Source organism: Spiractinospora alimapuensis, from assembly GCF_018437505.1.
Lineage (GTDB): Bacteria > Actinomycetota > Actinomycetes > Streptosporangiales > Streptosporangiaceae > Spiractinospora > Spiractinospora alimapuensis.
Genome location: NZ_CP072467.1, coordinates 4420181 through 4433849 on the forward strand (window position 1 = coordinate 4420181; position 13669 = coordinate 4433849).

General features: G+C 68.0%; 13 protein-coding genes and 1 pseudogene. 7 read left to right on the top strand and 7 right to left on the bottom strand.

The features are described from left to right. Positions 1–98 precede the first annotated feature (98 nt). Positions 99–1376: an NAD(P)/FAD-dependent oxidoreductase gene (locus tag J4H86_RS20645; RefSeq protein ID WP_236539562.1), complete on the bottom strand. Its 1278-nt coding sequence runs from the start codon at positions 1374–1376 to the stop codon at positions 99–101. Between the two features lie 1254 nt (positions 1377–2630). Here J4H86_RS20645 and J4H86_RS20650 point away from each other — a divergent pair. After that, positions 2631–2888, top strand: coding sequence for a hypothetical protein (locus J4H86_RS20650; RefSeq protein WP_236539563.1), 258 nt, complete (start codon positions 2631–2633; stop codon positions 2886–2888). A gap of 410 nt (positions 2889–3298) precedes the next feature. Beyond that, complete coding sequence (locus tag J4H86_RS20655; protein ID WP_236539564.1) at positions 3299–3553, top strand: hypothetical protein; 255 nt, start codon at positions 3299–3301, stop codon at positions 3551–3553. A 231-nt stretch (positions 3554–3784) separates the two neighbouring features. Here the strand turns inward: J4H86_RS20655 and J4H86_RS20660 are convergent, their stop codons facing one another. Further along, positions 3785–4345: a DJ-1/PfpI/YhbO family deglycase/protease gene (locus tag J4H86_RS20660; RefSeq protein ID WP_236539565.1), complete on the bottom strand. Its 561-nt coding sequence runs from the start codon at positions 4343–4345 to the stop codon at positions 3785–3787. A 133-nt stretch (positions 4346–4478) separates the two neighbouring features. Here J4H86_RS20660 and J4H86_RS20665 point away from each other — a divergent pair, with 133 nt between their 5' ends. Then, entirely contained in the window at positions 4479–5036 is a 558-nt protein-coding gene (locus J4H86_RS20665) for a DinB family protein (protein WP_236539566.1), read from the top strand. Positions 5037–5245: 209 nt separating this feature from the next. Next, positions 5246–5338 (top strand): annotated as a pseudogene (locus J4H86_RS20670) (VOC family protein); the annotation flags it as partial. Positions 5339–5483: 145 nt separating this feature from the next. Here the strand turns inward: J4H86_RS20670 and J4H86_RS20675 are convergent. Continuing rightward, the gene (locus J4H86_RS20675; RefSeq protein WP_236539568.1) at positions 5484–5978 is read right to left on the bottom strand and encodes an IclR family transcriptional regulator domain-containing protein; all 495 of its coding nucleotides are present in this window, start codon (positions 5976–5978) and stop codon (positions 5484–5486) included. A 1-nt stretch (position 5979) separates the two neighbouring features. Between J4H86_RS20675 and J4H86_RS20680 the strand changes: the two genes are divergently transcribed. Then, positions 5980–6360 (top strand): TRAP transporter large permease subunit, encoded by a 381-nt coding sequence (locus tag J4H86_RS20680; RefSeq protein ID WP_236539570.1) that lies wholly within the window; start codon positions 5980–5982, stop codon positions 6358–6360. Between the two features lie 73 nt (positions 6361–6433). Here J4H86_RS20680 and J4H86_RS20685 read toward each other — a convergent pair whose 3' ends face one another. Further along, complete coding sequence (locus tag J4H86_RS20685; protein WP_236539572.1) at positions 6434–7111, bottom strand: hypothetical protein; 678 nt, start codon at positions 7109–7111, stop codon at positions 6434–6436. Between the two features lie 151 nt (positions 7112–7262). On the opposite strand from J4H86_RS20685, the gene J4H86_RS20690 reads away from it, so the two are divergent. Beyond that, positions 7263–8135: a hypothetical protein gene (locus J4H86_RS20690; RefSeq protein WP_236539574.1), complete on the top strand. Its 873-nt coding sequence runs from the start codon at positions 7263–7265 to the stop codon at positions 8133–8135. An 11-nt stretch (positions 8136–8146) separates the two neighbouring features. On the opposite strand, the gene sigJ is transcribed toward J4H86_RS20690, so the two are convergent. The 3 genes from sigJ to J4H86_RS20705 form a co-directional block, all read right to left on the bottom strand. Continuing rightward, entirely contained in the window at positions 8147–9022 is an 876-nt protein-coding gene (gene sigJ, locus J4H86_RS20695) for an RNA polymerase sigma factor SigJ (protein ID WP_236539575.1), read from the bottom strand. Beyond that, positions 9019–10182: an NAD(P)-binding protein gene (locus tag J4H86_RS20700; RefSeq protein ID WP_236539576.1), complete on the bottom strand. Its 1164-nt coding sequence runs from the start codon at positions 10180–10182 to the stop codon at positions 9019–9021. Before J4H86_RS20700 ends, sigJ begins: the two co-directional genes overlap by 4 nt. A 149-nt stretch (positions 10183–10331) precedes the next feature. Next, positions 10332–11900, bottom strand: a complete 1569-nt coding sequence (locus tag J4H86_RS20705; protein WP_236539578.1) for a Na+/H+ antiporter NhaC family protein — start codon at positions 11898–11900, stop codon at positions 10332–10334. Between the two features lie 241 nt (positions 11901–12141). On the opposite strand from J4H86_RS20705, the gene chrA reads away from it, so the two are divergent. Further along, positions 12142–13365, top strand: a complete 1224-nt coding sequence (gene chrA / locus J4H86_RS20710) for a chromate efflux transporter (RefSeq protein ID WP_236539580.1) — start codon at positions 12142–12144, stop codon at positions 13363–13365. The last annotated feature ends 304 nt before the right edge of the window (positions 13366–13669 follow it).

Genomic DNA, 13669 nt, shown 5'->3' on the forward strand with positions numbered 1-13669 from the left:
CAGCCGGGGGCACCTGCGTCTGACGCGTGCGCCGGCGTCACCCGAGACCTGGGCGCCGACCGCGACACGCCGCCCCGGCCCGCCCCGCGCGAATCCCGTCACAGGATCGCGTCGGGAACGGTGAATCGCCCCTTCGCGAAGCGGTCGAGTTGGAACGGGGCGGTAGTGAACGCGGGCGTGGACCGCGTGACCAGGTCGGCGACGATGTCGGCCACGGTGGGTGCGAGGCCGAATCCGTGACCACTGAACCCGGCGGCGATGACCAACCCCTCTGGAACGTGGATGCGGTCGATGACGGGCAGCGCGTCCGGCGTGGAGTCGATCAGGCCGGCCCAGGCCCTCTCGACCCGCAGCGCCCGGGCGTGCGTGGGAAGCGCGGCGCGGAGCCGGCGCATGCTGGCGTGTACCCGCGAGACCGTCGGGCGTGGGTGCGCGGGACGGTGCGCGACGCCGCGTAGGCGGTCCCGGAGGTCGGTGACCATCACCCGGCCCACGCGCGGTTGGACACGGCGGATGTTCTTACGCAGCGCCGGCAGGTACAGGTGGGCCTGGCGCAGGGTCTCCACGGTGACGTCCACCTCGCCACCTCCGCCCGTGGAGAACACGAGGCGGCCGTCCCTTCGTTGCCGGAACGCCAGTCCCGTCGCCCACACCGTCGCCTCGGTGACGGGTGGAACGGGGGACGACAGTGCGACGGTCGAGCGAACCACACTCTGCGGCAGGTCCACCCCAACCGGCTGGAGAAGGGTGCGGGACGCCGAGCCCGCCGCGCATACCACGGTGCCCGCCGAGAGCTCCGCCGACTCCGTCACGACGCCGGTGACTCTGTCCCCGGACCGGCGGATGGCGCGAACCGTGTGACCGGTAAGGACACGTGTCCCGTACCGACGAGCGGCCTCGGCATAGGCCCTGGTGGTGGCCTCGGGGTCGGCGTGGCCGTCACTGGCGGCGTAGATCGCGGCACTGAAGTCCAGCTCGAGGCAAGGAACGATGCGCCGAACCTCCTCCACGTCGACCAGCCGGGAGTCCACGCCGTGTCGCCGGCCCACCGGCACCCAGGAGAGATACTGGCGCGCCAACGCGGCCGTGTCCGCCAGGGCGAGGTTTCCGCCGCGGGTCCAGCCGATCGGCGCGTCCAGCTCCTCGGCCAGTCGGGTCCACCGCTGATTCGCGGCGCGCATGAGCGGGAGTTCCGCCTCATCGCGCCCCTGCTGTCGGACGAAGCCCCAGTTCTGTCCGGACTGGTGGGCGCCCACTCGGTCCCGCTCGATCAGGGTGACGTCCACACCGCGTCGGCTCAGCTCGTAGGCGGCGCCGGCCCCCACGATTCCTCCGCCGATGATGATGACGTCCGTGGTTCCGCGCGTGTCGCTCATTCCTCGCCGCACTCCCGTCTCAGACTCGTGGCCCGCCACGATCCTCGCCCGCCGACGTCTCCGCGGACAATGGGTCGACTCTGGCCTCCGGCCATGTGCCACGGCCCACGGCGCCGGTGGCCGCGGACCGTCGACCCACGCGGCGCGACTTCCGGACAGCGCGTTCAGGTGTGTGGGCGGGTGAGGAAATCCCACGCGACTCACCACGCCCGGTGTGTCGGGGCTGAGGTTGGCCTCGCGTGGCGTGGGGCCCGTGAACTGGGCGGGTATCGGCCTGGCCAGTACACCACCAGGTGATCGCCCTATCCCGTGGACAGCCATGGTGTGCGCTTCGAGAGGCATGACGGGCCGGTATTACGCGACGAAATAGTGGCGTCCAGTGGATTTGATCATCGGGTGGCATTTGTTTGATATTCGAAATTACGTCGCTGGTTCGGATTTATCTTTCTCGACAAAAAGCCAATTGTCAGAAGGGGGTTGAATATCCGCTTTGTCGTCGTATGGAGGTGTTGTCGCCCGGATTCTGGACAGATTCACGGCCTGGGTCGTGGTCCCGAAAACAGCTTCATTTGAGCAAGTCGTCAAATGTGCTGGAGATGCCAAGCGGGTTCGCGTTAGTGTCAGGGCACGAGATGGACGCGGGTCCGTTCGGGTTCATTTCGAGTTTCGTGATAATCGGGTCGGTGGGACCCGAACAACGAAAGGGGTTTTCCTTGCTCTCCAAGAAGACCGTGCGTCGCGTCGTTGCCACCGGAATCATGGGCGGCGCGATGGCCCTTGCCTTCCCTGCGGCTGCCATGGCTGACGCTGGCTATGCTACCGGCGGCAGTGCCGCTGGACCTCACGGTGCGTACGACTGGTCGGTGGCCTCCTACGGGGGACACGGCCACTCGTTCTACGTGGGCGAATGGTCGGCAGCAGGCAAGGGTGGCGCGGCCTCCGGTTATGTCGTGAGTGGCGCGAAGTAATAACCGCGTAGCAAGACCTCGATGAACACTAACCCCCGGTCCGGCGTTGCTCCGGCCGGGGGTTAGTGCTGTCACCTGGTCGCCTCGGAGTGCGTTGATCTTCGGAACCGACGTGCTTCGTGATGATCATTTCTCGTTCTTTGTGGGTCCGCGGGTGATCCCCTGGCGCTCGGTGCCGCTGAGTGTGGGACGAACGCGGATCCGCGCACGGGCCGCTCCGAACCCCCGGTCGCGGCGCACAGCGAGGGCGGACGACCAGGTCCGCCCCATCAAGGAAGAGGGAAGAATGGTGTCTCGAAAGATCGTTCGTCGTGGCGTGCTGACACTGATCGCGGGAGCGTCGATCGCGCTGTTCGCGCCGGGTGTCGCCTCCGCGGACGCGTACTACGGGGAGGGTGAGCTCTACGCGGGCGACGGGGGCGCCGGTGGCTACAGCGTGACCAGCGTGGTCACCGTGGACGGAAGCACCTACTACGAGACCACGTATTTCCACGCCGGACCCGACGGTGCCTACTCCACGACGGTGAGGTCCGCGGCCAACTGACGCGTTCGGCGTCACCGCGGCCAGGAGTGACGCGAGGGGGTCTTCCGTGATTCGGGAGGCCCCCTCGTCATGTTCCCCGTCGCGCGTGGCTGCTCGGGCAATAGTCGAGATTAATCATTGTTGAGATTGTCTGCCGTGCGATTATGTTCTTTCATTCGGGTGGGCTGATTTGCCCGCGATAGACGGCCTCGCGTGAATTGGGATTGGCGGCGCGTCTCAATTGGATAAGCTGGCTACCAGGTTTCCCATTGGCCAGGTAAAACGGTTGTGATGTGCTGGAGCTCTCAGGTGCGGGAAGGTTATGTTCGCACTGCCCGGTGGGAGTGAGTGTCGGCGGTAATTGCTGTCGAGTTCCACCGTGGTTTCGTGGCTGCTCGGGTCTGCGGACCCGACGATGAGAGGGGTTTATCTTGAGCAAGATCGTTCGCCGTGCTGTTGCCACGGGCCTTCTTGGTGGAGCCCTTGCCCTCGCCTTCCCGACGGCCGCGATGGCCGAGTCGGAGTATGAGGCGGGTGGCAGTGCGGCCAGTGGTTGGGGTGCGTTCTCGTGGTCGGTGGAGGCGCACGCCGACAAGCACCACGCCCACTACAAGAAGCACTGGGACGCGGCCGGCTACGACGGCGCCGCCAGCGGCTACGTGCACAGCGGCTCCAGCTCCAAGTAGAGCGGCGCGGCCTGAGGGCTTTCGTTCCGGGGTATCCCCGGGGCGAAAGCCCCTTTTCACGTGTCCGGTGTGCTCACTCCGAATTCATGCCCCGTCCAGTGCCGGTGGGACCACCACGGTCCTGGCGACCGTGGCGCGGAATAGGTCGTGGTTCGCCAATTCCATCCTTCGGGCGCGGCACGGACTGCGCCCGTTTCTTCCCGCCGGCCTTTCCGCTGGATAACCCCCGACCTACCCTTCGAGGGCGCGGTCGATCTCCGCGACGAAATCGTTCAAATCCCGGGGGTCGCGAGACGTGATGAGTGTCCACCCACCCGTGTCGTCCACGACCACCGACTCGTCCACCCACTGGCCGCCGGCGTTCCGGATGTCCGTCTTGAGAGACGCGTAAGAGGTGAGGCGCTTGGTGCGCACGGTGTCGCCCTCGACCAGCAGCCACGGTCCGTGGCAGATCGCGGCCACCGGACGGCCCGCGCTGGTGAACGCGTCCAGGATGCGAAGAGCGTCCTCGTCGAGCCGCAGAGAGTCGGCGTTCAACGTTCCACCCGGGACGATCAGTAGGTCGTATGCGGTGGGGTCCACCTTGGCGAGCGTGACGTCGGGCTGAACCGACCGTCCCGGATCCTTGTCATGGACCAGCGTCTCGACGGGATCCGACGCCACCGCTGCGACGTCCACGCCCGCGTTCTGGCGCCGCAGACGATCCACCGGGACGACCAGCTCGTCCTGTTCAACCCCGTAGTTCGTGGTGATCGCGAGGACCCGCCTACCCGTCAGGTCGATGTCAGCCATGAGTTCCCCCTCTGTTGGTGCTCTCTAGGTCCCCTACCTCGTGTTTCGGGTGACAACACGCGGACTGGACAACCGATGGGGAGAGCGCGGGAAAAGCGTTGTGTCCCCGGCGAACCGATGGGAGCCTCATCCAATGAGCACTTCCCGTATCGATGTCCTGTCGCGGCAGCTCGACATAGCCTGGGCGCTGTTCGAGCACCACCTGGGACAGCTGCACGACGATGCGTTCCTCTGGGAACCGTCACCGACAAGTTGGTCGGTTCGGCGCGATCCCGAAGGCATTTGGGTGGCGGACTGGCGGGTGCCAGAGCCGGATCCCGTTCCGACCCCAACGATCGCCTGGCTCACCTGGCACATGGGCTACTGGTGGGAGACCACACTCGGTCACTGCTTTCGCCGTGACGCGGTGCCTGAGCGGCAGGAGATCACATGGCCCGGGAGCGCCGCTGCCGCGACAGAATGGTTGCGCGGTCTATATCGCGAGTGGCGAGAGAATCTCGACGCGCTGTCGGACGACGAGCTCGACGCGCGGGACGGAACTGCTGACCTGCCCTGGGGACGAGACGAGACGTTGGTCAACGTCCTGGCTTGGCTCAACGTCGAGCTGACGAAGAACGTCGCGGAGATCGGCATGATTCACCTCCTCTACCTGGCTCGGACACACGACGCCACCGGAACGTCATCCACCTGACGGTCTTACGTGACGGGCGACACGCATGGCGTGGTGATCAGCTCAGATTCTGCCCCGGCATCGGATGTAGTCGCACTTCGGTTACCGAGGCAACCGGAGTGCCCCCTCCACCGCCCCCTGACCGGACGGGCCCGGAAAATTCCTCGCGGGCGAAGGGAACGTCCCCTACAGTCCCGTGGCTGTTTCCCGCCAGAACGAGGAGGTCGTCGATGGCATGTCGTCTCGGTGAGCTGGTGCTCAAGCGCCGTGAACTGGAGGTGCTGACGCGATTCTGGTGCGATGTCCTGGACTTCGTCGTTCTCGGCCTCGTGCGAGTATGTCGCAACCGTTCTGAGAGCTGCGCGGGAGAACTTCGGCTCCGGAGTGGAAACGTCCTCTCCGGAGCTGTTAACTGGCCGGCTGGCTGTGGGTGAGCCGCATCGATCGGTCGTACTGGATCAGGCGGGTCTATACCGCGTGACCGATCTCCTCCAACCGGTGGGCGAGCCGTTCTCGTGGCCCCGCGACGCTGATCGACCCCACTAGCTCGTCGGCGCGTCGAACCCCTACCGCGACCGCACTGACGTCGCCGACCGTTTCCCCGCGGTTGAACCCCATGCCCGTACGGGCGACCTCCTCGAGCTCCCGAAGCCGAGCGGCGACGGTGCCTTCCTCCAGCGGTTCGGACTCCAACGCCCGCAGTGTGGACTCGGGGTCCTGTTCCTGGCTGGGGAACACCTTGCCCGCGCTGGTGGGCCACAGCGGTCGGCGAACCCGCAGTGGGGCGGAGTAACAGATGACGTTGGTGGACTGTACCGGGTCGGTGTAAACGATCGAGTCACCGACCCGGATCGCGAGCGTGACCGTCTCGTTGAGGTCGTCGCGCAGTTCCCGCATGACCGGTAGGGCGTACTGGCCCAACGACGCCGTCTGCCCGACGAGCAGCTCCGTTTCCTGCGTCACCGTGGCCATTAGCGACGGGATCGCCGAGCTCGACGCCGCACCCCTTGTGATCGTCGGGGCCATCTGTCTGCTGTACCTGGTCCTCGGGTTCTTCATGGATCAGATGGCGATCCTGGCCCTCACCGTTCCGCTGACACGGCCGGTGGTGGAGAGCCTTGGCTACGACCCGATCTGGTTTGGGATCGTGGTCATCCTCCTCGCGGAGATCGGCCTGATCACCCCGCCGTTCGGGCTCAACGCCTTCGTCGTCGCGGAGAGCGCCAAGATTCCGATGGAACAGGTCTTCCGCGGCAGCGTTCCCTACGTGCTGGCGTTGGCCGTCGTCGGCGCGTTGTTGGTGCTCTTCCCCGACATCGTCTTGTTCCTCCCGAACTCCATGTGATCGGGAACGTGTCAGTGGGGCCGTCCGGACGGACGGCCCCACTGGTCGGGTCGTGACGAGCGGTGTGGTGTGGCTATCCGGCCGCGCCCTCGACCACGGTGCCCAGTTCCGCGTAGATGTCCTCGGCGGACGGGAGGCCGTACAGCTCGGTGGGGAATGTCTCGTACTGCAGGAAAGTGGGGCAGTCAGTGGTGAGGCCCGAGCCGAAGTGGTGGCCGTTCGTCGCGGTGAAGTCGCTCTCGTGCAGCGCCTCGCCCGTGGCGAGCTCGTAGACGGTGAACGAGATCACCTGGCTGCGCAGCGGGAGAGCGCTGTCCTCCGCACCGCCGGAGCCCTGGTACTCACAGGTGTGGAGTTCCTCTCCGACGTCCTTGGTCTCGGCGCAGACGAGCAGGGAGGTCTCCTCGACGGAGTCGGGGTGCCAGCCCACGATCGGGGTCGCGTCCTCCGCCACGTCCTCTCCCGGGGCGACGAGGGATGGCTCGGTGAGGGGGTCGGTGTCGGCGCGGGAGGCCGCGGAGAAGATCGCGGTCGGGTTGGGCCCGCCCTCGGTGTACTCGGCTGCCTCCGGGTAGCCCTCACCAGGGCTTTCGCACAGCGCGCCCAGGTCCTCCACAGTTTGGACGTTCTGCGGGTCCGCACCATCGGCCGACTCTTGGCTGTCATCGGAACCGTCCCCGGAGCAGCCGGCGGCGGCGAGAAGCAGAATCGTCAGTGGGAGGGACAGGCGGCGAGTCGCGGACGGGATCACGAAGTTACTCCTACAGGGGTCGTTGGTCCTCCGTGATCTTAGGACAGGCCCCCAGCGTCCACGCCACGCGGTCGAGGCCTGAAACCGGGGCTGTGACGGGCTTTCGGCGTCGGACTGGTACCCTCCGCCGAGTCGTGGTTCAATGCCCCGCATGCCCGAACGCGTTCCCGAACCGAACCGGCCGCACCGATGGGACCTCGTGCGGGGGGACCAGTTGGGCTCCCTCGTTGAGGGAATCGACGAGTACGAGCTGGGATTCGTCGACGAGATCACCGACTGCGCCGCTCGTGTCCTGGCGCTCAGCGGAGGCGGCGACCTGTACTTCGTCGGGCGGTCCGCCGACAGCGTCTTCGACCTGTTGAGCGGGGTGCTCAGCGGCACCTCCGCGCAGGACCGGCTCCACCACCTCCCGCTGTCGCTCTACGGGCTGCTGGGCGAGAACCTGCGGCCGGCGGAGACACGGCAACTGCGGGCCAACCTCACCGCGGCTGGACTGGCTCCCCAGGACCTGATGCGTCGTAAGCACCCGATCGTTCTGGTCGACCTGGTGCACCGCGGCTCCACCTTCACCAACCTTTACCGCGAGCTCCGCGCCTGGATCGACGACGAGCGCGCGGGCTGGGACGTCATCCGGCGCAAACTCCGCTTCGTCGGCATCACGTGGCGGACCCACACCAGTCCGAACACCTGGCGTTGGCAGCAGCACGCCGAGTGGACGCGCGACCTCCCCGCCCACGCCGTGCGCAACGTGTCACTTCGGGACCATGTCTGGTCCTACCTCGGAAACAGGCAGCCGAAGACGACCAAGTCGTTCCGCCGGGAGCGCTGGAGTGACCACGAGGCCACGGTCCCGCGACACGACGACATCGGGCGCCGGGCGCTCATCGAGGCGGTGCTCATCGTGGAGCACGGCCGTAGCCCCGAGGGACGCGCGGCGTTCCTCCGGTGCGTCCCCCGGGACCTCACCAACCGCGAACCGTGGAGCCGCTCCCTGATCCGGGAGGTGCGCGACGCGGCGCGGTGACGCCCCTCCCGCTACGTGGGGGAGTCGAAGGCGGTCAGTTTCGCCGGGTTGACGATCAGCCGGATCGCGGTGATCCGGTCGTCGGTCAGCTCCAGTTGGAACAGCCCGAAGGGGTGCCCACCCGAGGTGACGAACAGGGCGGGAGCCCCGTTCGCCTCGACGATCCGGTACCCCGTGTCGGACGGCGGCTCGTGCCCGATCGCGACCAGGAAACGTCCGACCTTGTCGGCCCCCGTCATCTCGCGCAGGGGCGCGCGGGTCTTACCGTCGCTGTCACTGGTCAGGACGACGTCGGGTGCGAGGAGCGCCATCAGGCCCTCCAAGTCGCCGCCGATACAGACCGAGAGGAAGCGTTCCGTCACCTCGCGGTGCCGCTCCCGGTCGGTGTCGAACCGGGGACGGCGGGCCTGCACGTGGCTGCGGGCGCGATGGCCGAGTTGACGTGTCGAGGCCTCGGTTCGCCCCAGCATCTCCGCGATCTCCGCGTAGGAGTAGGAGAACGCCTCCCGTAGCACGAACACCGCGCGCTCCAGTGGCGACAGGGTCTCCAACACCACCAGCAGGCCCAGCGACACCGTGTCGCCCTGTTCCACCGTTTCGGCGACGTCCGGGCTGGTCAGGATCGGCTCGGGCAGCCACGGCCCCACGTAGGACTCCCGCCGTGCCCGCGCCGAGCGCAACCGGTCCATCGCCAGGTTCGTGGTCGTGCGTACGAGGAACCCGGTGGGATTGTCGACCCGGGGCAGGTCGACGTCGCGCCAGCGCAACCAGGCGTCCTGCACGACGTCCTCGGCCTCGGTGGCGTCCCCCAGGATCCGGTAGGCGACCCCGAACAGGAGCTCCCGGTTCTCGGTGAACCGGGCCGTGTGGTCCCCGGCGTCAGTCACGGCGCCATCGTCTCACGGGTGACCTGCCCTTTCACGGCGAGCGTGGCCGCTTGGCGGGCACTCGCCAGGGTCACCTCACTCAACAGGCCCGGGGCCGCGACCTGGTCGCCGACCAAGTAGACCCCGTCCCCTCGGTTGACGGCCGGCCGGTCGCGCCAGGTCGCACCGGGCAGGTCCAGGGCACCGCTGCGCCCCTCGGCGACCGACGCGCGGCGCCAGGTCTCCCGGTCCTCCCAACTGGGTAGCGCCGCGTCCAAGAACGGACGCATCCGCTCCAGCCCCCGCGTCTTGGACTCCCCGTCCCGCAGCGGCAGTTGCGCCTGCACCAGTGACTCCCCCGCGGGGGCGAGCGTCGGGTCGACGCAGGTGTAGCGCTCGAGGAACCCCGCCTCGTCGTGGTCGAAGGACAGGAAAGCGTCACCGGAACGGCCGCGCAGACCGAGGTCCAGCATGACGGTGCGCCCGCCCTCGGTGGCGAGCGAGTCGTCGCCCAGGAGTTTTCGCGCGGCGGCGAGCGAGGTGGCCACGATCACCGGTGACTCCGGTAGCTCGTGGGCCCGGGTTCCCGTGTGCACCTCCACGCCGAGGGCGCGGACGCGCGCGGCAAGGTTGTCCACCATCGTCTGCCACCCGCCCCGGACGTAGCGCACCGCCGGAGGGCCGGGCCGGGTCACGCGCTGGAACCGTGACCACACGAAGTCCGCGGCGAGTCGCCCGGGGTCGGCGTCGAAGGTGACGACGCCCATCATCTGGGCGACCTGGCGCGTCGTCCTCGCGCCGAGGGTTCGGGTGCCCCACTCGGTGAAGCTGTGGTCACTCGGGGCCCGGAGCGCGCGCCGCGCGGCGGCGCGCAGGACGCCCGCCGGGGGAAGCCGGTGTAGCCGTCCACTGTGGCGGAATCGCACGCCCCGGGCGGCGGTCAGACTGAGCGTGTTGGCGGGGACCAGGCCGCGTGAGGCCAGCCAGTTCCAGTGCGGGCCGTCGCTGTAGAAGACGTGTGGCCCCTCGTTGGCGACGTAGGGGGCCGACGTGGAACGGGCGCGTCCCCCGAGGTGCGTGTGGGCCTCCAACAGGGTGACCCGGGCGCCGGCCTCGGCGGCGGTGATCGCGGCGACGAGACCACCGAGTCCGCCACCGACCACTGTGATGTGCTGGTTCATGATTGGTACCTCCCTTGCCTTCACGACGAGGCGGAGGCGGGAGACGTGACATCGCCGGTCTGGTGCGTGGGTGAAAGGCCCGGACCTCGAACAACGGGTGGGCCCCCGCCATCCCGCGAGGGTCCACCCGTTGCCAGGGACCGGAGGCGCTACCGCGACTCTTCGGTGTCCTGCTTCTCCCGCGCGAGCACGGTGCTCAGGTCCGGGACGGCCTGCCCCCAGACCCGGTAGAGGACGAGCATGAGCACGATGAGGACGACGGCTCCGGCGGCCAGGCCGAGCGCCGCGGAACCGGTCGCACCCGCCACGAGGAACCCGCACACGGCGGCCACGGCGGCCGTCACCGCGTAGGGGATCTGTGTGTTCACGTGGTCGATGTGGTCACAGGCCGCACCGGTGGAGGAGAGAACCGTGGTGTCGGAGATCGGGGAGCAGTGGTCACCGAAGATCCCCCCACTGAACACGGCCGCGATCATGATCGCCATGGGGATGTCCAGGGCGACACCGAGCGGCATCGCTATCGGGATCAGGATCGCGAAGGTGCCGTAGGAGGTTCCGGTGGTGAAGGCGACCACGCAGCCGGCGATGAAGATCAGCACGGGCACGATGGTGACCGGAACCCCGGACTCGGCGAGCTGGATCACGTAGTCGGCGGTGCCCATCTCCTCGGTGACGGAGCCGATGGACCACGCCAGCGCGAGGATGACGTAGACCATCGTCATCCCCTTCACGCCGCTGATCACCATCTCCATCGCCTCCTTGAAGGAGTACTGCCGCTGGACGAGTCCCATGCTGAGAGCGACCACGCCCGCGGTGAAGGAGGCGATCAGGATCGACAGCGCCCCCTCGGACTCACCGATCGCGGTGACGAGATCGTTCTGCGGGAAGCCACCGGTCCAGAGGAACAGCACCGGGATCAGACCGAGCAGCACCCCGAGGGGGACCAGCATGTTGCGGATCCTGGGCTTGCGCCCCTCCACCGGATCGATGTTCGTGATCTCCTGCCCGGTGGGCGGCTGGGCGCCGTCCCGCATCACCTTGCCGGTCGTTCGGGCCCGGTACTCGGCGGCGGCCATCGGCCCGTACTCGATCCGCGTGAACGCGATCACGACCACCATGGCGAGCGCGAAGATGGCGTAGAAGTTGAACGGGATCGTGGTCAGGTAGGTGACGTAGGAGGAGCCCTCCAGGCCGAGGGTCTCCGACTGGGTGCCGATCAGCCCCATGACGAACACCACCCACGTGGACACGGGGGCCAGCAGGCAGATCGGCGCCGACGTGGAGTCCACGATGTAGGCGAGCTTCTCGCGGGCGACCCGCATCCGGTCGGACACCGACCGCATCACCGACCCCACGGTGAGGGCGTTGAAGTAGTCCTCGAAGAAGATGATCAAACCGAAGAACCAGGTCGAGCCCTGCGCCCCGGCCGGGGTCCGCACCTTGTTCGCGATCGCCGCCGCGAGCGCGTGGGCGCCACCGGTGCGTTGGAGGAAGGCGATCAGGACCCCGAAAAGCCCACAGTAGATGAGGACCGTCGCACTCCAGGGATCTCCCACGTTGGGGATGACGAAGTCCCTGAAGGTCGCCCACAGGCCGAGCAGGGGATTCCAGCCGTTCAACATCGTCGCACCGAGCCAGATCCCCGCGAACAGCGCGGGAACCACGTTCCGGGTGAGGACGGCGAGGACGATCGCGACGAGCGGGGGGACGAGCGACAACGCGCCGAAATCCATAGGCGGGCCTTTCATCGGAAGGGGTCGGTTCGCGATAGGCATCGCCGGGAGGATCCTGGCGTGGGGGCCGACAACGCGAACAGCGGCGAACAACGAGACGATCAGGGCAACACTCGGGCGGCTCGCCCGAAGAGTCAAGCCCTGAGACACCGCCGGTTCGATTCGTGTCCTCCGGGGCGCCGTCGTGTATTGGTCGAATAGCTCGGATCGATGCCTGAGGAGGGTGATGGACGGCGACGGGAAAGGACCCGAACCCGGGGCCGGCCGAGGATCGGCTCTCGAGGTGTTCCGTGTGTTCCTACTGTTGGGCCTCACCTCCTTCGGCGGGCCGGTCGCGCACCTCGGCTACTTTCACGACGCGTTCGTGGTCCGGCGCGGCTGGCTCACCGACCGCACCTACGCCGACCTGGTCGCGTTGTGTCAGTTCCTCCCCGGACCCGCCTCCAGCCAGGTGGGAATGGCGATCGGACTACACCGCGCCGGGTACCTCGGGATGGCCGCGGCCTGGGTGGGGTTCACCCTGCCCTCCGCGGTGCTGATGATCGGCTTCGCCTACGGGGTGGGAGCCCTGGGCGCGGGAGTCGGCGCCGGTTGGCTGCTCGGACTGAAGGCGGCGGCCGTCGCCGTCGTGGCACACGCGGTGCTCGGGATGGCGACCAGCCTCGCGACAGGGAGGCGCCGCGCCACCATCGCGGTGGCCGCGATGGTGGTCGTGCTCCTGCTGCCCACGGCCGGCAGCCAGGTGGTGGCGATCGTCCTGGGTGGCCTGGTCGGGCTGTTCCTCCTCGCCCGCGTCGACGATTCGGACGACACGGCGGAGACCTCGTCCCTGCGTGTCCCCGGACGACGGGTCGCCGTCGCCAGCCTCGCCGTCTTCGCCGTTCTCCTGTTCGGCCTCCCGACCGCGACCGCGCTCGTCTCCTCGCCGACACTGACCCTGGTGGACGTCTTCTACCGGGCCGGCGCGCTCGTCTTCGGCGGGGGGCACGTGGTGCTCCCGCTGCTGCAGGCCGACCTCGTGGGTGCGGGCCTCGTCGACCAGGAGACCTTCCTCGCGGGCTACGGCGCGGCCCAGGCCGTCCCCGGCCCCCTGTTCACCTTCGCCGCCTACCTCGGGGCGGTCATGCCCACGGCCCCGACCGGAGCCCTCGGCGGGACCGTCGCCCTGCTCGCCGTGTTCACGCCCTCGGCCCTGCTCCTGGTCGGTGTGCTCCCCTTCTGGGAGCGACTGCGCGCCATCCCCAGAGCCCAGGGAGCCGTCGCGGGCGCCAGCGCGGTCGTGGTCGGCCTTCTCGCCGCGGCCCTGTACGATCCGGTGTTCCTCTCCGGGGTCACCTCACCCGCCGCCATGGCCCTGGCGGCCGTCGCCTTCCTCGCCCTCGCCGTATGGCGCCTGCCCGCGTGGCTGGTCGTCATCGCAGCGAGCGCCGTCGGATTCCTCGTTCTTTAGGGTGGTTGTTGGGGTTTTTCTCAAGGTGATCCAGTCGAGTGGTTCGCATGGCCGAGGGTCGTTTCCCTGGACGTGCCATCTCCCCGGCTGCGGCAATGGAGCTTGTCCTCGCGAAGCGAACCAGTGCCAGCTGGCCGCCGCGCACAGCCCGCACCTTCGTTTCCAGTCCTCCGCCTGTCTGTCTGCGGGTGGTGGGTGTCAGGTTCTAAAAGTTCTGCGTGCGTTGGGCGGCAAGCTGGCTCGCTCGTAGACGAGCTGCGCCCCATTGCCGCAACCTGGTGAGTGGCGAGCCTCGGGCGCAGAA